General features: G+C 36.3%; 23 protein-coding genes and 1 other annotated feature. Of the genes, 21 read left to right on the top strand and 2 right to left on the bottom strand.

The genetic code is table 11. From position 1 onward, the window contains the following. The 8 genes from ACTDJC_RS19690 to ACTDJC_RS19655 form a co-directional block, all read left to right on the top strand. The coding region (locus ACTDJC_RS19690; protein WP_440604453.1) for a hypothetical protein at positions 1 to 260 on the top strand (260 nt) is incomplete at its 5' end. A 453-nt stretch (positions 261 to 713) separates the two neighbouring features. Then, positions 714 to 930: a binding site (T-box leader), on the top strand. A gap of 83 nt (positions 931 to 1,013) precedes the next feature. Beyond that, on the top strand, positions 1,014 to 2,276 hold the full coding sequence (gene tyrS, locus ACTDJC_RS19685; RefSeq protein WP_440604452.1) for a tyrosine--tRNA ligase: 1,263 nt from the start codon (positions 1,014 to 1,016) through the stop codon (positions 2,274 to 2,276). A 414-nt stretch (positions 2,277 to 2,690) separates the two neighbouring features. Then, positions 2,691 to 3,368 carry a protein rep gene (locus ACTDJC_RS19680; protein ID WP_440604451.1) on the top strand — a complete coding sequence of 226 codons (678 nt, stop codon included), beginning with the start codon at positions 2,691 to 2,693 and terminating at the stop codon, positions 3,366 to 3,368. Positions 3,369 to 3,971: 603 nt separating this feature from the next. Next, complete coding sequence (tyrP, locus tag ACTDJC_RS19675; RefSeq protein ID WP_098306290.1) at positions 3,972 to 5,411, top strand: tyrosine-tyramine antiporter; 1,440 nt, start codon at positions 3,972 to 3,974, stop codon at positions 5,409 to 5,411. Positions 5,412 to 5,465: 54 nt separating this feature from the next. Then, the gene (gene tdc, locus ACTDJC_RS19670) at positions 5,466 to 7,328 is read left to right on the top strand and encodes a tyrosine decarboxylase (protein ID WP_440604450.1); all 1,863 of its coding nucleotides are present in this window, start codon (positions 5,466 to 5,468) and stop codon (positions 7,326 to 7,328) included. Positions 7,329 to 7,445: 117 nt separating this feature from the next. Then, positions 7,446 to 8,261: a pyridoxine/pyridoxal/pyridoxamine kinase gene (pdxK, locus tag ACTDJC_RS19665; protein ID WP_440604449.1), complete on the top strand. Its 816-nt coding sequence runs from the start codon at positions 7,446 to 7,448 to the stop codon at positions 8,259 to 8,261. A gap of 285 nt (positions 8,262 to 8,546) precedes the next feature. Further along, positions 8,547 to 9,932, top strand: coding sequence for a Na+/H+ antiporter NhaC (gene nhaC, locus ACTDJC_RS19660; RefSeq protein ID WP_440604448.1), 1,386 nt, complete (start codon positions 8,547 to 8,549; stop codon positions 9,930 to 9,932). Positions 9,933 to 10,389: 457 nt separating this feature from the next. Beyond that, positions 10,390 to 10,683, top strand: a complete 294-nt coding sequence (locus tag ACTDJC_RS19655; protein ID WP_098306298.1) for a YerC/YecD family TrpR-related protein — start codon at positions 10,390 to 10,392, stop codon at positions 10,681 to 10,683. A gap of 147 nt (positions 10,684 to 10,830) precedes the next feature. On the opposite strand, the gene ACTDJC_RS19650 is transcribed toward ACTDJC_RS19655, so the two are convergent. Both ACTDJC_RS19650 and ACTDJC_RS19645 read right to left on the bottom strand, forming a co-directional pair. Beyond that, positions 10,831 to 11,115, bottom strand: coding sequence for a hypothetical protein (locus ACTDJC_RS19650; protein WP_440604447.1), 285 nt, complete (start codon positions 11,113 to 11,115; stop codon positions 10,831 to 10,833). A gap of 159 nt (positions 11,116 to 11,274) precedes the next feature. Beyond that, a complete protein-coding gene (locus ACTDJC_RS19645) occupies positions 11,275 to 11,427 on the bottom strand; it encodes a hypothetical protein (protein ID WP_440604446.1) in 153 nt (50 codons plus the stop codon). Positions 11,428 to 11,829: 402 nt separating this feature from the next. Between ACTDJC_RS19645 and ACTDJC_RS19640 the strand changes: the two genes are divergently transcribed. From ACTDJC_RS19640 to ACTDJC_RS19580, 13 genes are all read left to right on the top strand, one after another. After that, positions 11,830 to 13,296, top strand: a complete 1,467-nt coding sequence (locus tag ACTDJC_RS19640) for an amino acid permease (protein ID WP_440604456.1) — start codon at positions 11,830 to 11,832, stop codon at positions 13,294 to 13,296. A gap of 45 nt (positions 13,297 to 13,341) precedes the next feature. Next, entirely contained in the window at positions 13,342 to 14,670 is a 1,329-nt protein-coding gene (gene gabT / locus ACTDJC_RS19635) for a 4-aminobutyrate--2-oxoglutarate transaminase (protein ID WP_440604445.1), read from the top strand. A gap of 36 nt (positions 14,671 to 14,706) precedes the next feature. Beyond that, entirely contained in the window at positions 14,707 to 16,149 is a 1,443-nt protein-coding gene (locus tag ACTDJC_RS19630; RefSeq protein ID WP_440604444.1) for an aldehyde dehydrogenase family protein, read from the top strand. Between the two features lie 38 nt (positions 16,150 to 16,187). Continuing rightward, complete coding sequence (locus tag ACTDJC_RS19625; RefSeq protein ID WP_429708011.1) at positions 16,188 to 16,547, top strand: DUF3870 domain-containing protein; 360 nt, start codon at positions 16,188 to 16,190, stop codon at positions 16,545 to 16,547. A 204-nt stretch (positions 16,548 to 16,751) separates the two neighbouring features. Beyond that, complete coding sequence (locus ACTDJC_RS19620) at positions 16,752 to 16,943, top strand: hypothetical protein (protein WP_440604443.1); 192 nt, start codon at positions 16,752 to 16,754, stop codon at positions 16,941 to 16,943. 229 nt (positions 16,944 to 17,172) lie between these two features. After that, on the top strand, positions 17,173 to 18,111 hold the full coding sequence (glaH, locus tag ACTDJC_RS19615; RefSeq protein ID WP_440604442.1) for a glutarate dioxygenase GlaH: 939 nt from the start codon (positions 17,173 to 17,175) through the stop codon (positions 18,109 to 18,111). Positions 18,112 to 18,196: 85 nt separating this feature from the next. Further along, complete coding sequence (gene lhgO, locus ACTDJC_RS19610) at positions 18,197 to 19,429, top strand: L-2-hydroxyglutarate oxidase (RefSeq protein WP_253628723.1); 1,233 nt, start codon at positions 18,197 to 18,199, stop codon at positions 19,427 to 19,429. Between the two features lie 202 nt (positions 19,430 to 19,631). Next, positions 19,632 to 20,015, top strand: coding sequence for a hypothetical protein (locus tag ACTDJC_RS19605; protein WP_253628724.1), 384 nt, complete (start codon positions 19,632 to 19,634; stop codon positions 20,013 to 20,015). A gap of 50 nt (positions 20,016 to 20,065) precedes the next feature. After that, positions 20,066 to 20,371 (top strand): WXG100 family type VII secretion target, encoded by a 306-nt coding sequence (locus tag ACTDJC_RS19600; protein ID WP_253628725.1) that lies wholly within the window; start codon positions 20,066 to 20,068, stop codon positions 20,369 to 20,371. Positions 20,372 to 20,391: 20 nt separating this feature from the next. Then, entirely contained in the window at positions 20,392 to 21,123 is a 732-nt protein-coding gene (locus ACTDJC_RS19595; protein WP_440604441.1) for a DUF5081 family protein, read from the top strand. Further along, a complete protein-coding gene (locus tag ACTDJC_RS19590; RefSeq protein ID WP_440604440.1) occupies positions 21,123 to 21,455 on the top strand; it encodes a hypothetical protein in 333 nt (110 codons plus the stop codon). The genes ACTDJC_RS19595 and ACTDJC_RS19590 overlap by 1 nt, the downstream gene beginning before the upstream one ends. Before the next feature lie 31 nt (positions 21,456 to 21,486). Beyond that, positions 21,487 to 23,211, top strand: coding sequence for a hypothetical protein (locus ACTDJC_RS19585; protein ID WP_440604439.1), 1,725 nt, complete (start codon positions 21,487 to 21,489; stop codon positions 23,209 to 23,211). A 10-nt stretch (positions 23,212 to 23,221) separates the two neighbouring features. Beyond that, the gene (locus ACTDJC_RS19580; protein ID WP_440604438.1) at positions 23,222 to 23,740 is read left to right on the top strand and encodes an Imm6 family immunity protein; all 519 of its coding nucleotides are present in this window, start codon (positions 23,222 to 23,224) and stop codon (positions 23,738 to 23,740) included. The last annotated feature ends 176 nt before the right edge of the window (positions 23,741 to 23,916 follow it).

Here is a 23,916-nt window from a genome sequence, read left to right as displayed (position 1 = left end):
CAGTAGGCCTAGTCGTTTCAGTAGGCCTAGTCGTTCCAGTAGGCCTAGTCGTTCCAGTAGGCCTAGTCGTTTCAGTAGGCCTAGTCGTTCCAGTAGGCCTAGTCGTTCCAGTAGGCCTAGTCGTTTCAGTAGGTCTAGTCGTTTCAGTAGGTCTAGTCGTTTCAGTAGGCCTAGTCGTTTCAGTAGGCCCAGTCGTTCCAGTCGTTCCAGTTGATCCTGCTGGTCCGGGTTCCGGAAGAGGAAGCGCGCAAGGGAAATAAAAAACTTCGTATTCGTAATTCCTAGAATGAAATGGTTTCAGAACAGTCCCCCCCTTTTTTGCGAACATAATGGATTTATTACAAGTATATGAATAGATATAATATTTGATTGTACATTCGTCATGTTTTTATTTCGTTCATTAATTCCCTTTTTTCTTCCGTTAGAATGTTTCAATCAATGCCTCTACGCCCCTGATATCCATGCTATAAATTCAAACATTTGACCCGTGGTTTATTGATATTATAGGAGCAGCTAGATTATTGACTCCTAGTATTGATGGAAAGCCCGATTGGGCGGGCTTTCCATCAGTAGGGGATAAAGCCCCCTCCACTAATGGAAGTTTCAATTTATTACTTTAATAGAATAAAGCAAATGTGAACACTTTCAAAACATTTTTGTATAGAATTGACAATGAAATTTTACTTCTCTATAATTGGCTATAATTTAACATATCAAATACGTTGAAAGAGCCCAGTAGCAGTTTGTCACTGTTATCGAGAAAGCTAGGGGTTGATGGAACCTAGCACAAACAAACTTGTGAATTACACTCTGGAGTATCTTAGGTAATGCTAAGCGGAGTAGCAATCGATACTATTGCTAAGAGTGGTACGAATAGTAAATACTATTTGTGCAATCTGGGTGGTAACACGGTTAAAAATCGTCCCTATGTCTAGTGTAGACATAGGGACTTTTTTTATATGCTTATCAAACTAAGGTAAGCAAAACATACAAATTAAAGGAGCTGGAAAGACATGAACATCATTGACGAATTGGAATGGCGCGATGCCATTAATCAACAAACAGATGCAGAAGGATTGCGTAAACTAGTAGAAGAGAAAAAGATTTCCTTGTACTGTGGTGTAGATCCAACTGGTGACAGTATGCATATCGGACATTTAATTCCATTTATGATGATGAAGCGTTTCCAATTAGCTGGGCATCATCCAGTTATTTTAATTGGAGGAGCAACAGGAACAATTGGTGATCCAAGTGGGCGTCAAACAGAAAGACAACTTCAAACATTAGAACAAGTGCAGCATAATGTTGAGGCGTTAACAGCGCAAATGCAAAAGTTATTCGACTTTGGCGGAAATAGCGAAGTGAAAATGGTAAATAACTACGATTGGACACATGAAGTAAGTATCCTTGAGTTTTTACGCGATTACGGTAAAAACTTTAGTATAAATAATATGCTAGCAAAAGATATTGTAGCAAGTCGTTTAGATACAGGGATTTCATTTACAGAATTCACATACCAAATTCTACAAGCGATGGATTTCCATCACTTATACAAAGAAGAAGACGTACAACTGCAAATTGGCGGCAGTGACCAATGGGGAAATATTACAAGCGGTTTAGACTTAATTCGTAAAAAAGAAGGACCAGATGCAAAAGTCTTTGGATTAACAATTCCATTACTATTAAAATCAGACGGTACGAAATTTGGTAAAACAGCAGGAGGAGCGATTTGGTTAGACCCTGAAAAGACAACACCATTTGAATTCTACCAGTTCTGGGTGAACACAGATGATCGCGATGTGATTAAATACTTAAAATTCTTCACATTCTTACCAAAAGATAGAATTGATGAATTAGTGGTTAAAGTTCAAACAGAACCTCATAAACGTGAAGCGCAAAAAGTGTTAGCAGAAGAAATGACGAAATTTGTTCATGGTGAAAATGCATTTCTACAAGCAGTAAAAATTACAGAAGCATTATTTAGCGGGGATATTAAAGCGTTAACTGCGGATGAAATTGAACAAGGCTTTAAAGATATGCCAACTTTCAATGCTGCAAAGGAAACAAAAAATATTGTCGAGTGGTTAGTAGATTTAGGAATTGAACCTTCTAGACGCCAAGCAAGGGAAGATATTAATAATGGGGCTATTTTGATGAATGGAGACAAAGTAACAGATGTAAATACAGATGTTACGGTAGAAAATTCATTCGATGGAAGATTTATTATTATCCGTAAAGGTAAAAAGAATTACAGCTTGGTGAAATTAGGAGAATAAAGCTCTGTAAATATATAAATACAACCCCCTTTTCTTTTTAGGTGGGCGAGGGCACCTGGCCATGCATATAAGCGGTCAGGGCCTTTTTCTGCCAGCGAAGGGAAAGCGAGTGCAGGTTATTTTTAATCCCGCTATTCGCAGGCTTTCCATCAGTGGAGGACCACTAATGGAAGGTTCACTTTATCCCGCATTAACGGGCAGTAAGCCCCCCACCTCAAGATTGAGAGAGAAGCGAAGAAGATAGGTGGGGGATAACTGCCCGTAAAAGCCCGATTGGTTCAACTAACCGTAAGTGGGGGATAAAGAACCCCCCACTTACAGAAGGTTCACTTTATTCTGCATAGCAGCGACTTATCTGTTTGGAAATTAAAGTAGATTTATATATAGATAAAGTGAAGGTGAGGGGGATTAATTATGCTGACATCATGGGAACGAACTCTGGAATTAGCATATGTTAATCATCATGTGATAACGGAAGTTAATAAAAAGCAGCAAGTCAATTGGTTATTAGTAGATTTAGGCTTAGATAATATAAAAGAAGAACAAATTAATGGAATGCTAGACAAGATGTTAATTGGGTTCAATCGGTTATTTAAGTATAAATCTGTACAACAAGCCAATCTAGGTTATTTTAGGATGTTGGATATTTTAAAAAAAGGTGATATGTATCATCCGAGAATTCACGTGTTACTTCCGGTGATAAAAAGCTATTTTCAGGGGAGATACTATATCAAATATGATAACTGGATCTCTTTGTGGAGCAGAGCATTAGGGATAGAGAATGATTTGTTTGTAAAAGTGAAAGTAGTTAACGGAAAAGAAGCTGATCGTGAAATTTTTCAAGAAAAATTGTTAAAATTTCGTGAACAGAGAAGTGAAATTCCTCTTCGGGAAAGTAAAATAATTACATCTAGACGTTTAATAGGATACAGCAAATTGTTAAAAAATGTAATGGAGCGGTTTTTTTATGAAAATGAATCTCATTTAGGCGTGGATGAATTATGTATAAACGATTCAATTGCAAATCATGCGTTTGTAAATATGTTAGACTGGCATCCAGGTTTAAGAGAAGATGAAAAACTCCTTTTTTAAAATAATAATCAGCCTTTTTATGTAGCAGAAGAGTGAAGCAAATTTACTCTTCTTTTTTTTTGATTTTTACCGTGGTTATTTATCATTTAATTGTGTATTAATATTCATTTTTATTTATGTTTATTTCGTGTGTTTTTATAAATAAAAGATTTAAAGCTTTAATGGATGAAAGCATTAAACCTTTAATGCCCTAAATAATAAGTTTTTTATTTTTGCTAATAAACACTGTCAAATCAGTGTTTATTAGGTTGTTGACAAAACAAAATTACAGGAGTAGACTGACGTCATAAGTTAACTTGTGTAATGATTCACAAGGTGAAACTTAAGTTTTCTGAATTGCTTTTTAGCAAAACAGATGATTATTTTATGAATATTATTCATTTTGTTTTATGAAGAAGCGAATGGATGTATTCTGCAAAATAACAGCATGATTTGAAGAAAGGAATGATTCTATAGGATCTACAAATTTTGTATCAGATATTTTGTTTTAATACCCTAGTTTTTAACGTTTGTATTTTGATAGTGCAGTTCTTTTGAAAATTAGCGTATTAGTTCAGTTTATGTATTCTATAAAAATTAAATAAAGGAAAGAAGGGCATAGTTATGGCCAAGACAAAAAAATTAACGCTTTTTGGGTTAATTGGTATTACGATGGCATTCTTTGGTACTGTACGTAGTGTACCGACGCTTGCTATTACAGGATGGACGCAAATTTTCTATATGTTAATTGCTGCAGTTGTATTTGCTCTCCCTATTGCGCTCATGTCAGCCGAACTTTCGACAGGATTTCCTGAAGAAGGTGGCCCACAAGTTTGGGTTAGAAATGCATTAGGTGAAAAATGGGGATTTGTTACCTCATGGTTATTATGGGTTCAAATGTTTTTCGGGATGGTAATGGTTTCGTCAACTGTTGGTGTTCTATTCGGTTACGTTATTAATAAGCCAGAACTATCTTCAAACAACTACTTTATTTTTGCCGTAATCTTAATTTCATACTGGGGTGTGACTTTATTAAACCTTAAGTTTGATATGGTAAAAATCGCAGGTAACTGGGGCGCTGTTATTGGTGTATATATTCCATTTGTTATTCTCGTAGTTCTAGGTGTTATCTATATGATTAAAAATGGAATTCAGCCAAATAGTTACTTAGGGAATTTTAAACCAAGTGATTTAATACCTAATTTAAAAGACTTGGGCAGCTTAGCGTATTTATCAGGGATTATCTTTATTTTTGCGGGGGTAGAGATCTCATCTGTACATGCAAATAATATTGAAAATCCGAAACGTAACTATCCAATTGCTGTTATCGCTTCTGTTGTTTTACTAGTAATCTTTAATATTATCGCTGGTTTAACAGTTTCTAACGCAGTGCCACGCGGTCATTTAGAGTTAGCTAACATTACACAACCATACTTGATTTTCTGTCAAGATTTAGGAATTCCATCTATCTTTGTTAACATCATTTCTTTAATGATTTTAATTGGTGTTTTAGTGCAGCTAAGTGCATGGGTACTTGGACCAAGTAAATCTATGATTAAAGTGGCAGACGAAGGGAACCTACCTAAGTTCTTCCAAAAGAGAACAGAGAAAGATGTTCCTATCACTTTTGTAATGATTCAAGCAATTGTTATTTCGTTAGTATCTTTCTTATATGTAGTCGTTCCAGATGTTAATAGTGCATTCTTAATTATTACCATTACAACAACGATTCTATATTGTATCGTATATGCTTTAATTGCAATTTCAGCAATTCGCTTACGCTATAACATGCCTAATGTTAAGAGACCATTTAGATTAGGTAGTAAAGGAAATGGATTAATGTGGTTTGTATCTATTGTTTCAATGATAGGTATTGTACTTACGATTATTGTAAGTTTGATCCCACCATCCATTTTAAAACCAAGTCAGTATACTGGTTACGTAATTTATCAGGTGGCCGCTACGGTGGTTATGATTGGGATTGCTCTTATTATTAACAAATGTAAGAAACCAGAATGGAAAAAAGAAAATAACGAAGCAGAATATTTAAAACAAGCTAATTAAAAATAATTATTCTATATATTTATATAATTTGATTGAAAATTGGAGGAAATGAAAATGAAATATGAAATGCCAGACATTAATTTAAAAGCATTATTCTTAGGAGATAAAGGGGAAAATGTAGATTTATTTAAAGAACTATTATTAAAAATGGTAGATGAGCATGTCGGTTGGAGACAAAACTATATGCCGCAAGATTTACCTGTTATCACACCTCAAGATAGAAGTTCTAAAAATTTCCAAGAAACTGCAGATCATATTCGCAGTGTGTTCAATGTATTATCTTCTAAATTACGTACGAACTCTTTACCTTGGCATGCTGCTGGTCGTTTCTGGGGACATATGAACTCTGAAACATTAATGCCTTCTATCATCGCTTATACAGCAGCAATGTTATGGAACGGTAATAACGTAGCATATGAATCTTCACCAGGTACTTCTCAAATGGAAGAAGAAGTGGGACATGAATTTGCTGCACTAATGAGTTATAAAAAAGGTGAAAGCTGGGGACATATTTGCGCAGATGGTTCCATTGCTAACCTAGAGGGCTTATGGTATGCGCGTAATATGAAATCCTTACCACTAGCAATTAAAGAAGTGGCTCCTGAATTTGTTGCAGGTAAATCTGAATGGGAATTACTGAATATGTCTACAGAAGAAATTCTAGATATTTTAGATCAAATTCCTGAACAAATTGATGAAATTAAAGCTCATTCTGCACGCAGTGGTCAAAATCTACAAAAATTAGGTAAATGGTTAATTCCACAAACAAAACATTATTCTTGGTTAAAAGCTGCTGATATTATCGGTGTTGGTCTTGATTGTGTAGAGCAAGTAGATGTTGATGACAACTATCGTATGGATATTAATAAATTAGAAGAAAAAATTCGTGAACTAGCAGCTGAGCAAATTCCTGTTTTAGGTGTTGTTGGGGTTATTGGTACAACAGAAGAAGGTCAAGTAGATCGTATTGATAAAATGGTAGAACTTCGTGAAAAGTTAGCAGAAGAAGGCATCTATTTCTACATTCATGTAGACGCAGCTTATGGCGGTTATGCTCGTTCTATTTTCTTAGATGAAAATAACGAATTTATCGAATGGGATCAAATCGAAGAAGTGTACGCAAAACACAACATCTTCACTGAAAAATGTGAATGGTTAACAAAAGAAGTTTATCATTCATTTAAAGCAATGAACCAAGCAGAAACAATTACAATTGATCCACACAAAATGGGATATATTCCTTACTCTGCGGGCGGTATTGTTATTAAAGATATTAGAATGCGCGATGTAATTTCTTACTTTGCAACTTATGTATTCGAAAAAGGTGCAGATATTCCAGCATTATTAGGTGCATATATATTAGAAGGTTCTAAAGCAGGTGCAACTGCAGCAGCAGTTTGGACAGCTCATAAAGTGTTGCCGTTAAATGTAACTGGTTATGGAAAATTAATTGGTGCAAGTATTGAAGGAGCTTATCGTTTCTATGACTTCTTAAGTGAAAAAGAATTTAAAGTTGGCGATAAAAAAATTCGTGTGTATCCATTAACAAAACCTGACTTTAATATGGTTGACTATGTATTTAATGAAGAAGGTAATACAGACTTAGAAAAAATGAACAAATTAAATCATGATTTCTTCGATCAAGCCTCTTACGTTAAAGGCGGATTATATAATAATGAGTTCATTACATCTCATACTGACTTTGCTATTCCTGACTACGGTAACAGCCCACTTCCATTCGTGAAGAGTCTTGGATTTAGCGAAGGAGAATGGGATCGTGAAGGTAAAGTAACAGTATTACGTGCTTGTGCGTTATCTCCATATGCTCATGATAAAGAAGTATTTGAAGAATATGCTGTTAAGTTAGAAAAAGCAATTCAAGCTAAACTTGAAGCAATCTACAATGAAATGAAATAAGTTTAGTAGAAAACCATTTTAATAGAATGAATGTATAACGCTAACAGTCGTTATGCATTCATCTTTATATATAATTGACCTTATTTATTTGAGTAAGATCAATTGAGGAGTGAAAACGTGATGGTAAAAAAAGTATTAACGATAGCAGGTTCTGATTCAAGTGGAGGAGCAGGATTACAGGCGGATCTGAAAACATTTGAAGAGTATGGTACGTTTGGCCTAACTGCCATTACAACAATCGTCACAATGGATCCTGATCAAAACTGGCATCATCATGTTCATCCAATTGATAAGGAACTTGTACAAGCGCAATTAAAAACAATTTTTTCCGGCGGCAAATTAGATGCGATGAAAACAGGAATGCTTGGATCTATAGATATGATTGAGCTCGTAAGTGATGTAATTGAAACGTATGAGATGCAAAGTGTTGTCATTGATCCGGTCATGGTTTGTAAAGGAGAAAACGAACCACTGCATCCTGAAAATGGACTTGCCATGCGTGATCTTCTTTTACCAAAGGCAACAATTGTAACACCAAACTTATTTGAAGCGGGTCAGTTATCTGGAATGCAAAATGTAAAAACGGTAAACGATATGAAAGAAGCAGCAAAGAGAATTATTGATTTTGGTGCTAAAAATGTTGTAATAAAAGGCGGGAAATCTCTAGCGGATCATAGGGCAATCGATTTACTTTATGATGGAACAGAGTTTGTGCTTTATGAAGCGGAGAAAATTCATACGAACTGTAACCATGGTGCCGGATGTACGTTTGCAGCAGCGATTACAGCCGGACTAGCTAAAGGACTTTCGGTAAAAGAAGCTGTGGCGAAGGCGAAGGACTTTACGACAGAGGGAATTAAACGCGGATTTGCTTTTAATACATTTGTTGGTCCAGTTTGGCATGGTGCATATAATAAAGCTGATTTGCGTTAACTGTTTTATATTTTTAGGTGAATAAAATAGGGCATAAACATCCATTGGCATGATTTGTAAGTGATATATATACTCATCCAAAGCATTGTTTATGTCCTTTTGTGGTTTATTGCACCATTTGGGGAATAAAAAATCCCCTACTGATGGAAGTGCCACTTTATTTCCATTGATTCTTTTTTAATATAGTGTTTAGATATTGAATGTGCAATTGTTCACAAAAGTTAATAGTAAATGGATTAGTTGGTAGAATCCTACAACCATTTTACATGATAAGGAGTTATTAAAATGAAAAGAGATGTAACACTTAAAGAAAGTATCTTTCTTTTAGTCGTTTTATTAGCGATTATAGGAACTTGTATTATAGGTTTAAGTTTACCTCCTCAAGTGCCTATTTTAATCGCCATAGGAATTGTTATTTTATTTGCAAAAGTGAAAGGTTTTTCTTGGGACACAATTCATAAAGGGATTCAAAACGGAATTATACCCGGTTTAATTCCTATCATTATATTTATGCTAATTGGGATTTTAATTAGTGTTTGGATTGCGGCAGGAACAATTCCAACCATAATGATTTACGGATTTAAAATTTTATCTGCAAAATTCTTTTTACCTTCTGTTTTTGTCATATGTGCACTTGTGGGGATAATGGTGGGAAGTTCCTTTACAACCATTTCAACTGTGGGCATTGCATTTTTAGGAATGGGACAAATGATGGGCTTAGATCCAGCGATGATTGCAGGTGCTATTATATCGGGTGCTTTTCTAGGGAATAACATTTCTCCGTTATCTGATACAGCGAACTTAGCAGCTGCTATTGCAGAAGTAGACTTATTTGAACATATTCGTAGTATGATGCGGACAATTATTCCAGCTTTTGTTATAACTCTTATCTTTTTCTTATTTGTGGGACATGGAGCATCAGTATCAGCAGGAAATAATATCGATGAGCTGGTTCAGACACTTCATTCATCTTTTACTATTTCAGCTTTCACATTAATTCCAGTATTAGTATTATTTTTATGTGCAAGAAAAAAAGTACCAGCTATTCCGACATTATTACTTAGTATAACGATTACAATTGTTATTTGTTATATTTATCATCCACATACTAGCCTTAGTCAAATGGCTGCTTTTATGCAAGATGGATTTGTTTCTAAAACAGGTGTAAAGAGTGTAGATGTGTTACTTACTCGTGGAGGAATGCAAAGCATGATGTGGTCTGTTTCTCTTATCCTTCTTGCTTTAGCACTAGGCGGATTATTAGTGGAAGTAAAAATTATTGAAAAGCTAATTTCTAAAATTTCGGGCATGGTAAGTACGAAAGGAAACTTAATGCTCATGACTGCATTAAGTTCTATTGGCATCAATGTTCTTTTAGGAGAGCAGTATTTATCAGTTATTTTACCAGGTGAAGCATTCAAATCACAATATGAGAAAATTCATGTAGATCCGAAAAATCTTTCAGGGATCTTAGCGAATGCCGGAGCAGCTGTTAATCCATTGATTCCATGGGGAGTGAGCGGTGTGTTTATCGCTGGTACACTAGGTGTACCTACGCTGCAGTATTTGCCATTCACTATATTTTGTCTAGTAGTTCCTGTAATTCATGTTGCTTTAGGATTTATTGGGAATGGAAAACAACAATTAAAAGAACATAAAGAAGCTAGTTAACGCATCATCTTCCATCGTAAAAGGAAATTTAATAGTTTTAAAAAAGCTGGTAAATGCCAGCTTTTTTATTTGAAGTATATGATACATAATTTAGACAAAATTTTGCCACAAATATTTAATATAGAGGCAGGATTCAATATTAAAAAATAGTGATATAATACCTTATACTCTTTAAAGTATTAATAAGATGGAAATAGAGGTGAATTACCTTTTTTTATATTTTTTTGATATATCTTTAGGGGTAGATTTGACATGAGAGTGTAATCGTACTATTTATATTTGTGAGGAAATTCACATTCGATATAGAAGAAAATAAAAAATAGATAAAGTCTTATCAGATAAAACATAATAGAAGATAAAGCAAACTTTCTCATGTGGAAGAGCGTTCATATACTTTGGCATAAGAATGAGGATCTTGTGGCGCAGCGGCTACTCTAATGAAAGTGGAGGTAGGCATATGCTAATAGATAAATTACGTGGAAAAGATTTAGATGAATTTTTTGAAGCAATGTTAACATTGGAAACGGTAGATGAGTACTATAGTTTTTTTGATGATTTATGCACAGTGAATGAAATGAAGACAATCTTTCAAAGATTTAAAGTAGCTAAAATGTTATATAAGCACAACACGTATCATGAAATTGAAGAAGAAACAGGAGCTAGTACAGCAACAATTTCTCGTGTGAAGAGATCTTTACACTATGGAAATGATATGTATGATGTTGTTTTTAATCGTATGAAAGAAAAATAAGTTTCACTTTATAGAAGAAACACCTTCACAAATGTGGTGGGTGTAAGAGTGGAAATAGGGGATATGGAAACGATTCACGCTCCTATCATACAATGAATTTGAGATTAAAGAAGAAGCAGGTTCATTCGGCCTGCTTTCTTCTTTTTTTCATACATGTTGATCTGCTTGATCCAGTAAATTCGCCAGTATCATGCTATTCTCTTGGTCTGCATCGTACTGTACAATATCGTCATACTCAAATAGTTCAAATCCTTCATCAAATTCCCGTTTCATGAAGTCAATAAATTCCCCAATGTTTTCTCCTATTTCTTTATTACGGCGAAACTCCATCATAATCGCTCTAAATCGGTGGGGAGGAATTTCGCATTTAATATGATAAGATTTGCTGATACCAAAAGAATCCTTTGAATCGTATAAGGTGTATGTATACAACAAAGAGCAGCTCCTTTCTTACGTGATATGTATATTGTTCTATAATTAACCAAAATTCATCCGTGTTTATCTCGCTATTTTAGGGGAGTAAGCCCCCCACCTCAAGATGCAGAAAAAAGTGAAGAAGATGGGTGGGGGTCACTGATGAAGAGTCTCACTTCAGTGCAAAAGCGTCATTATGATGCCGTAAATTGATAATCCAATGAAAGTTGGAATACCAACAATAACAATTTGCTTTACATTTTCATATGCTTTCGGTTCTACAAGAGGCAGATCTTTTTTCTCCATTTGTCTATACTGTTCTCGTTCCATATTATCCCACCTTTATGATTGTACGATAATGTATTCAAACAAGGCGGTTTATGTTAATTTTGCTGAATTTAAAATAAATGTTGAATATTCAGTTTATTTGTATTATTATTAGTCTATTAACGGATGACAGTGATTAGCCTCCCTGCAAGCCCGGATATTGTTACGATGAATTGAATAGAAATGAATTGGCTTCTTTCCACTTGAACTTCCTTAGCAGGAAGACGAGCCATAGGGATAGAGACAGTAAAATCCAATGTGACTCTTTACATTGTTTTTCTGGCTCTTTTTATTTTTTCTATAAATAAGAAAAGGATGAGCGTTACATATGCTTATCAGAAGAACGATTTATAGGACGGGTTTTAGAAAGCGTTATCAATGACGGGCAATGTTTCAATCTTATGTATGCTAGAAGGATTTGTGAAAATAAATACTTATAGGTTGGTGATCTTTTTGGTTAAAGAAAAAAATGAACTGCAAAAAGACTTAAAAACCAGGCATATAACAATGATTTCAATTGGTGGGGTTATCGGAGCAGGATTATTTGTAGGGAGCGGGACAATTATTCAATCAACAGGTCCAGCAGCAATTTTGTCTTATATTATTGGTGCTTTAATGGTTGTACTCGTGATGCGGATGTTAGGAGAGATGGCTGCGGTAAATCCTGATAGCGGTTCTTTTGCAACATATGCTCATAAGGCAATTGGACCTTGGGCTGGTTACACAATCGGTTGGTTATACTGGTTTAACTGGGTCATTATTATCGCAATTGAATCGGTATTGTTAGGGGCGATGGTTAACAATTGGTTCCCTTCCATACCAGCATGGATAGCTAGTCTTTCCATGATTATTTTGATGACGATTACAAATATCTACTCTGTAAAGCTATATGGAGAGTTTGAATATTGGTTAGCCTTTATTAAAGTTGCAGCAATTCTTGTATTTTTAGGTTTAGGAATTGCTATGATTTTTGGAATTGTCCCTGGTGTGGACAGGCCTAACTTTTCTACAATCTCTGAAAACGGTGGCTTTTTTCCAAAAGGGATTGTTCCTGTATTGCTGAGTGTCGTATTTATTTCTTTCTCTTTATCAGGGAGTGAAGTAGCCGCAATCGCGGCGGGAGAATCTGAAAATCCAGAGAAGAATGTTATAAAAGCAATTAACAGTGTTGTATGGCGTCTTATGCTGTTCTTCGTAGGTTCTGTAACGATTTTGGTCATTTTTATGCCGTGGAATAATGCAGAATTATTGAAGCTTCCTTATGCAAGTTTATTTCGGATGGCAGGAGTTCCTGCTGCTGCGGAAATTATGAACGGAGTTGTGTTCCTGTCCTTGCTATCTGTTTTAAATTCAGGATTATACACGAGTTCTCGCATGTTATTTTCGCTTTCGAAAAAAGGAGATGCTCCTCTTGCTTTTTCAAAATTAAACAGTAGAGGTGCACCAATTTGGGCGATCGTTGCGAGTGTATTATTCGCATTTGTTTGCGCAATGCTGAAGTTTATATCTCCTGATAAACTATTTGCTTTTTTAGCAAATAGCTCAGGCGGCGTTACGATGCTTATGTATATGTTTGTTGCAGTTTCTCATATTCGATTAAGAAGAGAAGCGGAAAGGGAAGACCCAGGGAAACTAAAAGTGAAGATGTGGTTATTCCCTTATCTCACATACGCAACGCTTCTTATGATTGTTACGATATTTGTTTCACAAGCATTTATAGCCGATATGCGTATGCAATTTTATTTAACGATTTTAGCTGCTGCTATAGTGATAGCATCCTATTTTCTAAGAGTTAGAAATAAGCCTATTAAGGCTGATAAGGCAGGATTTCCAATTTTAAAAGGTTCGGAGATTGGTTTAGAGAAGGACTAAGTCGTGTGTAATGCAAAATAAAAAATGAAAAAAGGGGTAAGTTCAATGTTAAAAGAAAAGAACAATATTGTAACTACAAGATCTGATATTTTAAACGAAAGAAGAAAGAACGCAGTGCCTGCAGGTCCATATAATATTACCAATTTATATGTTCAATCTGCGAAAGGAGCCATTATTACTGATATAGATGGCAACGAATTAATCGATTTTGCAGGTGGGATTGGGATGCAAAATGTAGGCCATTGTCATCCGAAGGTAGTAAAAGCAATTCAAGAGCAAGTAGAATCTTCTATTCATAGCTGTTTTCATGTAGCGCCGTATGAAAGCTATATTGCGTTAGCCGAAAGACTGAATGAATTAACGCCAGGAGATTTTAAGAAAAAAACAATGTTTGCAAACAGCGGAGCTGAAGCTGTAGAAAATGCTGTGAAAATTGCTAGAAAAGCTACTGGGCGCAGTGCCATCGTTTCGTTTGAACGTGCGTATCACGGACGTACATTAATGACAATGTCTCTTACAAGTAAGGTAAAACCTTATAAACATGGGTTTGGTCCGTTTGCACCAGATGTATACAAGCTGCCTTATCCGTATTATTACCGCGCAGAAGATGGTATGACGACAGAAGAAATAGATCAACAAATTTTAGCGTATTTCGAACGTTTTATGTTAGAGGAAGTAGCAAGTGATAATATTGCCGCAATTATTTTGGAACCCCTTCAAGGTGAAGGTGGATTTATTGTCCCAAGTGCTACGTTTATGCAAGGAGTAAGAGATCTTTGTGATAAATATGGAATTGTCATGATTGCAGATGAAATTCAAACAGGCTTTGCTCGTACAGGAAACTTGTTCGCAATGGATCATTTCGGTGTAGCACCTGATTTAATGACATTTTCAAAATCCATCGCAGCAGGTATGCCGCTTAGCGCAGTGACAGGAAGAGCGGAATTAATGGATGCACCTGGTCCAGGACAACTTGGCGGGACTTTTTCAGGAAGCCCGGTTGCTTGCGCAGCTGGTCTAGCTGTTTTAGATGTAATCGAAGAAGAAAACTTAGTACAACGTGCTCGTGAAATCGGCGATCGTATGATGGAAGTGTTCAATAGCTGGAAGGATAAATATGAATTAATTGGCGATGTAAGAGGCCTTGGTGCGATGACAGCTATGGAACTTGTAAAGGATCGAAATACGAAAGAGCCGGCAACAGAAGAGGTTAAAGCAATTATGCAAGAAACACATAACAAAGGTTTAATCACAATAAGTGCTGGTATTTATAGCAGTGTACTTCGTTTCTTACCGCCGCTTGTCATAACTGATGAACAGCTTGAAGAAGGACTTGCTATTCTTGAAGCAGCAATTGCTAAGGTATCCAAATAAGAAGAAGCAATTATTTTTCCAGTTGGAGGTAGTACAATGAAGTTTTTCAATTATATAAATGGTCAGTGGAAAGAGCCATCTACTAATCAATATTCTAAAAACTATAATCCGCATAATGGAGAAGTATTAGGAGAATTTCCATTAAGCTCAGCAGAAGATACACAAGCAGCGATTGCATCCGCGAAAGAAGCTTTTCAAAATTGGCAAGGGTTATCGTTTCAAGAGCGGGCAAGTTATTTATGGAAAGCGGCAGCTATTTTAAAAGAAAGAGTGACTGAAATCGGTCATGATTTAACGAGTGAAGAAGGAAAAACACTCGCTGAAGGGATAGGAGAGACGAAGCGGGCGATTAGTATTCTTGAATATTATGCAGGAGAAGCGAATCAGCCCATGGGAGAAATCATTCCTTCGGCCAATCCGAAAACGATGCTCTACAGCAAACGAGTAGCGGTTGGACCAGTAGGATTAATTACGCCGTGGAATTTCCCGATTGCGATTCCAGTATGGAAAATGGCACCTGCACTTATTTACGGAAATACTGTTGTCATTAAGCCTGCAGAAATTACACCAAAATCAGTATTTCACCTCGTGAATGCTTTTCACGAGGCGGGAATTCCTGCTGGCGTTATCAATTGTGTATTTGGGAAAGGTTCAGTAGTTGGATCGGAATTAACAGAAAACCCTGATATAAAAGCAATATCCTTTACTGGTTCTAATGGCGTCGGAAAAACAATTCAGCAAACTGCTGTTGCGAACGGCAAAAAAGTACAATTAGAAATGGGCGGGAAAAATCCATTAGTTGTATTAAAAGATGCTGACATTAGTAAAGCAGTAGAGATTGCGATAAGAGGCGCATTTATGTCAACGGGACAAAAATGTACTGCAACAAGTAGAATTATAATTGAAGAGGAAATTTATGAGGAATTTCGCAATGAACTCGTGTTGCGTACAGAGGCTCTTAAAGTTGGAAATCCATTAGAAAATAATACGTTTATGGGGCCATGTGTATCCGAGAATCAGCAGCAAACTGTTTTATCAATGATTGAAGCAGGTAAGAAAGAGGCTTCCTTAATTTGCGGGGGAAGCGTACCAACAGAAGATGAGTTAAAACACGGGTTTTATATTTTACCTACTATTTTTGAAGATGTACCTCACGATGCGCGCATTGCGAAAGAAGAAATTTTCGGCCCGGTTATTTGTTTGTTTAAGGTGAGCAATTATCAAGAAGCAGTTCACCTAGCTAACGATACGGAATATGGGCTTAGTGCATCCATTTGTACAAATAACTTAAGTCTTGCGCAGCAATTTATCGATGATATGGAAGTTGGAATGGTTCATGTAAACTCCGAAACAGCAGGAGCAGAGCCGCAAGTTCCGTTTGGAGGAATGAAAAATTCTAGTGCTGGCCCACGCGAACAAGGGAAAGCAGCTGCAGAATTTTATACAAGGTTAAAAACGGTGTATGTAGATCAAGTATAATCGTAATATAAACTGATGCACAATAATGGGGGATGAACATGCGTAAAGGTACTTTTTTCATGGCAGGACATGCAAGGCTTCCGAAAGGGATGGCTGTACGCAGCGTCTATGAAACACTAACGATTACAATAGAGGCGGATCACAAATATCATGTAATTATCGAATCGTCATGTACCCTTGCTACAGGACACGGGAGAGACTTTATTTCTCAAATTTTAAGAGGATATAGTTTACGAGATGGGATTGAAGAGATCATCCAAGAAATTTCTTACCATTATCAAGGAAAAGCGCAAAATGCGATTATTAGTGCTTTAAAAGATTTGTACCGCCAATATACAAGTTACGTAAACGGCGAAACACCTCAGGAGGAATATGAGGAAATGGGTCCTATAAAGTGAAACTTCCATCAGTGTGGGTCTTACTGCCCGTTAATGAGGGATAAAGTAGTTTTTTGATTTCAAATTAAATTATGAAACTGTCGAGTTTATTGCACTTTAACGTTTAAAGAGCGTTCGTAAACGAGAGCCAGTTGTATTTCTGCTTATTTGATGCGCGGAATATAACTGGCTCTTTCATTTTATATACAATAAGGAGGCAGAAAGATGTCAAAACTAAGTGAAGTTCAAGGTGTAAAGGAGCAGGCAAAAACAAAAAGAGGGTGCGTGGAAAGTAGTGCAGCGAAATCGTGTAAAATGTGTAAAGTGTGTAGTCGAAAGAAAGACCAGTACACGAATATGCAAATTGAAAAATCTAAAATAAATGCTATAAATACATTGACAGTCAGAAAATTTTGAATTAATATTTAACTATAAAGTGATAAGATCCATACGAGAAATTAGCCTTCTCTAAATCCGATCTTCATTTTCTGTTTTGCACATATTTTAATAAAAAAAACTGTCTATTATTATTGTACTTTAAGAGATTAAAGAACACTCGTAATTTTAAGCCAGTTGTACGTTTCTACAATTTATTATTGTGGATGCGTATGACTGGCTTTTTGGTTTATTTGAACTAAGGAGGAAGATGTCGATGATTACGGAACAAGAAGTAAAGATGAAATTTGCAAAGAAGTATGAGGGATATGAAATTGTTCCTCATCCAGAACATAAACGCTTGTATCATATTGTATTAAATCAGCAATTGCTTCAACAATTTTTCGAAGAGGCAAAAGAACATTCTGAGCAATCATTGCAATACATTCCTTATTCTCGCTTTATCCTTGCTAATCAAATGAAAAAAATCTTTGGTGCATCCTTAATGGAGAATGTTCGAGGGATTATTCATGACCGTGAAACGGGCGGATTTACAATTGGTGTACAAGGCGAAACGACAGATGCAGAAGACTATGTGAAATTTGCAACGGCATTAACACATTTAATTGGTACGTCTAACTTTGATGCAATGACAGGAACGTATTATGCTAGATTTAATGTGAAAGATACAGACAGCAGTGATTCTTATCTTCGCCAAGCGTATCGATTATTCACGCTTCATACAGATGGAACATTTGTGGATGAACCGACAGATTGGCTGCTTATGATGAAAATTGAGGAAAAGAACGCAGTAGGCGGAGAATCACGTTTACTTCATTTAGATGATTGGGAAGAGCTTGATAAGTTTCGAAGTCATCCACTAGCACCTGTTAAAGTCACATACAAAGCACCGCCAAGTAAAAATGCACAGGAAATCGTATACCGTGAAACATTTTTTGATGTAAATAATGCGCCTTGTATTTGCTTTATCGATCAATTTGCTTACCCTGATAATATTGAACAGGCAACATATCTGAAAGAACTATCACACTCTGTCGAAAACTCTCCAGCAACGCATGCCTTAAAATTACCAGTTGGTGATCTAGTTCTTTTAAATAACCTATTTTGGATGCACGGGCGAGCTCCTTTTGAAAAAAATAAAGATTTATATCGAGAGTTAATGCGCCAACGCGGCTGCTTTTCCAAATAATAATATGTATGGCGGGTCTTTAAATAAGACCTGCCTTTCATGATATACGGGTATACGTACATATAAGATGTAAGGAGGAAGTTTAATGTATGATTTCATAATTATCGGTGGAGGGATTGTTGGGCTTTCAACTGGGATGGCTTTAACGAAAAAATTTCCTCATGCCAAAATAGCAGTTATTGAAAAAGAGCCCATACTTGCACATCACCAAACTGGGCATAATAGCGGTGTTATCCATTCCGGCATTTACTATAAACCAGGCAGCTACAAAGCTAGATTTGCAAAAGAAGGAAATGCAGCAATGGTTCAGTTTTGTAAAGAAAACGGAATTGCTTATGATATGTGCGGAAAGGTGATTGTAGCTACAGAAAAGGAAGAACTTCCTCTTTTACAGAACCTTTACGAGAGAGGTCTGCAAAATGGTTTGGAGATTTCTAAAATTGATCAAGGAGAATTAGCGGAAATTGAGCCTCATGTAAAAGGGCTAGGAGCGATTCGAGTTCCTTCTTGCGGTATTGCCGATTATAAAGGGGTAAGTTATGCGTTTGCACATTTCATCCAAGAGAACGGAGGAGAAGTGCACTTAGATACGAAAGCAGAACATATTTTTGAGAAAAAAGATTTCGTTACCATTGAGACAAATCAAGGCGTTTTTACAACGCGGTTTCTTATTAACTGTGCTGGATTACATAGTGATCGAATTGCCAAAAAAACAGGATTATTAACGGATATGAAAATTGTACCGTTTCGAGGCGAATATTATGAACTTGTTCCGGAAAAGCGTCATCTCGTGAAACACTTGATTTACCCAGTTCCAAATCCAGATTTTCCGTTCTTAGGCGTTCATTTTACAAGAATGATAAACGGAGACGTACATGCAGGACCTAATGCGGTATTAAGTTTTAAGCGCGAAGGCTATACAAAAAAAGATTTTGATCTAAAAGACTTTATGGAAACAATGACGTATGCCGGCTTTTGGAAAATGGCAATGCCAAACATGAAAGAAGGCATGAAAGAGATGATCCGCTCTTTTAGTAAACAATCATTTCTTAAAAGCTTGCAGCGCTTAATACCAGAGCTCACGGATAAGGATATCGTTCCGACTCATGCCGGTGTAAGAGCACAGGCAATTATGTCCAATGGAAATATGGTAGATGATTTTTGCATTATTTCAGGCACGAACTCCATGCATATTTGCAATGCCCCGTCTCCGGCGGCAACAGCCAGCTTGAAAATTGGGGAGTCGATTGCAGAGAAAATTCCAGATACAGTGGCGGATATGGTAAGTTCGTCGGGGGCGTTTCAGGTGAAAGCTTGAATAAACAAGATTTAATAAAAGGATGGTTTTGGTTCATATACCGAAGCCATCCTTTTCTGTTCCTTCTTTCATAAAATATGGTAAATGTATAAGTGGTTTGATAAAATGACGGTATTGAACATTTTGTGAATAGAAAATGGAATTGTGGATAAAAAAATACCAATCTAGCATGTTGCATTCACAGAAATGGGGAGGTTTAGAAATGTCAGAAAGGTTTTTAGATAGTGTTGGTAACTTCTTTCATATTAGTTATACAGAAAATGAACGAAAACGTGATGAATATGACCGGTTATATGAATATTTAAAATCTAAGGAAATACAAGTAAGACAACGTATTGAGAAAGCAGAGTCGGCAAAGAGAAGTTATGAATCAAAAAGTAACGGCTTGCCGGCTGGGAAAATTCCAGCTCGGGAATTTGAGGATAAACGTCACCAAAAAGATGATACTTTATCTGCGCTTATGACTCATTTTCAGCATTCTTTAGATAACGTTACACATGCTAAAAGTAGAGCATACAGTAAATATTTAGAATATAAAGCAAAAGCAGTGGCAGAAGAACGGGAAGCTGCGGCAGCGAAAAAATAAATGCAAACTATGAATTTATACTGCATTTTAATAGAAACGGAGGTTTAAACATGAGCGGGAAAGAAATTGAGATTTCTGGTGAGGGAGCGGCAAATGCAATTACCTATGCACAGCAAATTGAAAATAGTGTAAAAGACTCACTCCAACAAGCAAAAGACTTACAAGCAACTGTGACAAGCTCTCATTGGAAAGGAAAAACACGAGATGCGTTTCTATCTTATTTGGAGTTAATCATTCAGTTAAATGCAGATATGGCAGATGCACTTGAAGATCATACAAAAGCGTTGAAAGATCTCGACAAACATATTCATACATTCTCTAACACGAGTGAAGTACAAACGATTAAAAACCTGTAATAGAAATGAGGGATCAAACGATGCAAAATAACATAGAAAGTTTCAGTCCTTCTGAATTATATGTATTAGCTGGTGCAGCTGGCATTACTTATTTATTTGGCTTGCCAGAGCGTGAAAAACTCATCATGGATGATGCCGATTGTGTAACGAAAGCAACCGAAAGATTAAGAGGAAAAGGGCTCATTATGGAAGATGGCGGACTGACAATGGCTGCATTCCAACTCATTGAATTACTGAAAGCGTATCAAGAAAGTCAGGAGTATACACGATTCAATAACCTGCTCATAGGATTTTTACCAAATGACAAAGAACGAGTAGCTGTACTAACAGAAATAAAGCCACATGAGAAATATGAACTCCATTACATACCGAAGCGGGATGTGTATTTATCGTTATTAGAGAGAATTCCATTTCTAATGCGAGAACCAAGAGAGAAAGATACTACGTTTTTAACAAGTAAGATGACGCAGGAAGAACAGGAAACATTTGAAGAAATGGATTTGTCGCAAAAAGAAGTATTAGCAATAGAAACATTCAGTCGACCGCGTACAACAAGTTTCATAGAACAAGGAAAATGGGATTGTTTCTTGTACTTCACAGAGGAAGATGATTATATCCAAATTGATGTAGAACGGAAACGATATGAATGGATTAGTCTATATGCTTTAAATAAGAAGATATATGATGTGTTAAAAATGCCATATAAGAAATTTATTGATCCAAAAAGTTTATCATTAGGAGGAATAAACTAATGCACGCACAAATGACGGATGGCAGTTCAGGAGGAGGCGGCTCACAAGTTTTAGTCAATTTCACAGAAATGGTTGATATTGCAACGCGCCTGCAAAATATTTATAACCTGTATGCTGATGGTGTAGCGAAAAATATTGATGGTCTCACGAGCTGCGATTTTTACAAAAAAGGAGAGGCAACAAAAGTAATCGAGCAGTACAAAGATATATTAGGAAAAACGATGGAACTCGCAGACAACTATAAACAAGCGGCACTCGTTGTGAATTATACATTAGAAGAAATGATCAAAAAGGATGAAGAATTACAAAAAATCTTAGGTATTAGCGGTTAATTATTATACGGCAAGGGAGGATAAATAAGAAATGGATGTGCATTACAAGCCAAGTGATTGGCAAGAAATGAAAGAAGGAATCGACAAACTTACAAAAGATGCACTAATGGAATTAAAACATGCCAATGACCTTCTAGAAAAAATAGAGTCAAAAATACATTCCCTAGACTCCGACCGAAGTATTCACTTTCAACACACCAGTCAACAAGGGAAAATCAATCGATTGCTTGACGACTATATCACACTAGGAAACTACTGCACAAAAGCGGGGGAAGCTGTATCGAGACATATCGATGAACCTTTTTATAAGGACATGGACAAATCTGCGGGGAAAATGAGAGATCTATCGATTCGAAATTACTCAACAAAAAATCGAATTGGTTCTACTTCTACGACAACGCTGCCAAACGCACACGGCTATGGCATGGCACAAACGATTACGACGAAAAAAGATAAAATAACAGTGGACGATATTTTCAAAGACTCCTTAGCGTTTGATAAAGTTCTCCGCGCACAGTATCAAGAAATAAAACAAGAAAATCCAGATGCGAAGCTAGATTACGCCGAATACCGAAAGCTTGTCCCATCCATGCGTGGATTCGAGTACAAAACGAGAGAAGACGAACAAAAAAAGTTGGAGACGTGGCGTGATCTTGCAATAGGAGCCGGACTTATCATTTTAACCATTGCTTGCCCACCAGCCGGACTAACAGCCTCAGCACTATATGGAGGCTTACAAATCAAGAGTGCATACGACGGAAAAGATTGGGGAACCGGCAGAAAGTTAAGCGATGCGGAACGAGCAGCGAACGGGATATTCGGAGCGCTCGATGCCATCCCAGGCCTTGGAACAGCGGTAAAAGGATTCAAGGGATTAGGTAGCGCTGCATCCATGGCGAAACTATCAAAATTGAAAGATGGAGCAACTAATTTCAACCCGAATTTAGGGAAAAATGTGGTACAATCGCTACAAGATAATAGTACTTTAAAGAATGCGCTAAATACAGTGAAAAAGACGCAAATTCCAGTAGGAGTTAAGTGGGCAGATACCGGAATGGGAGTAAGGCTTCCCTATGTAGAATATTCAACTGCTGGAGACGTGGCAAAAAGCTTTGCGAAAACGCGTGCAAGTAAGGATGAAGCTTATCAACTTGCGAAGGGGCATAGTGGTTCTGGAGGAAGTAAGGGAGCTAGTGAAGTTAAGGGTACGGGTGAAAATACTTTTAAACTTGGAAAAACTGATTTAGATGCGTATAGGAATGAACTCAATGTACCCGAAACTAACACTGTTTCAGTTGGAAAAGCAGATGTTAGTGGTTTAGAAAATTTGGTTTTTAAGGGAGCTTCTCCAGAAGTAAGAAACCAGGCCAAGTTACCTTCACTAGATGATGTGAATCCGAATAGAGAATTCAAAGCACCTTATAATCATATTAAAAATCCTAGATTGGCCCAATTTACTAGACACGCTGAAGAAGGGGTGCTCAATGAATTTAATGATGCTGTTAAAAAAGCAGGCATTGACCCTAATGATGTAAAAGGTACTCTGTATATTCATCAATCAAATCCTAGAGGGGTTTGCAATAAATGTACTAAAGGGTTAATAAAACCGTTTCCAGAAGATAAATGCGGCATTTTTTATCAAGCTAGCAAAAAATTTCCTAACCTTAAATTTGTGGTAACATCAGAATTAGATGAAACTGTCAAGGTTAATGGAGTGTTATCCTTCACATTAAAGGATGGAAAAATATTAGAATAAGAGGTGCCTTATGGAAAATAATGAAATGTATATATTGGAAGATGATGTAAATATTGGATTTATTTTAACTATTGGTGAGAAGGTTTTTAGTATTATTAAAAATGATGATGAGCGGTATTTAGATGGAAGAGATGCACTAGATAAATGTTGGGCTTGGGTTGAAAATAAAAGTGTGTCTGGTGATGACTTGTATGAATTGATAGATAATGCAGAGTGTACAGGAATATCTGAGTTTGCTGAAGATGAGGAAGATTTGGAAATTGCGAGATTATGGTCTCTATTAGTTGATATAGTTTCTTATACGGCATGGAAAGCTTATAAAAGAGAGAAAACAATATATTTACCACAGGCGTTAGAAGGAATAAAAGAAGAGAGCATAGCAATATTAATAGAAAGTGCTATTGAGACAACTTTTATTACTAAAGAAAAAATTCAACTAATGAAACAACGTTTGTTACATAAATTCCAAGTGAATGACGATAAGACAATCACAAGACATGATTTTATGACAAAAATTTTAAGTGATTAAAAAATAGAGATTTACATTTTAAGAGAAGTGTGATTTTGATTCCCGTAATGAATCATTTTGACTTACTACTAAAGTTATATTTGCAAATGAGAACGACAAAGCTCGTAGTGCTAAGGTTAAATATACACAGGCACATAAGGCAAGCAAGCGAAAAAGAACTTATTTTGAAGTGGATA

Source organism: Bacillus sp. GB_SG_008, assembly GCF_052038115.1.
Lineage (GTDB): Bacteria > Bacillota > Bacilli > Bacillales > Bacillaceae_G > Bacillus_A > Bacillus_A rhizoplanae.
This window is presented reverse-complemented; position numbering and strand designations above follow the sequence as displayed.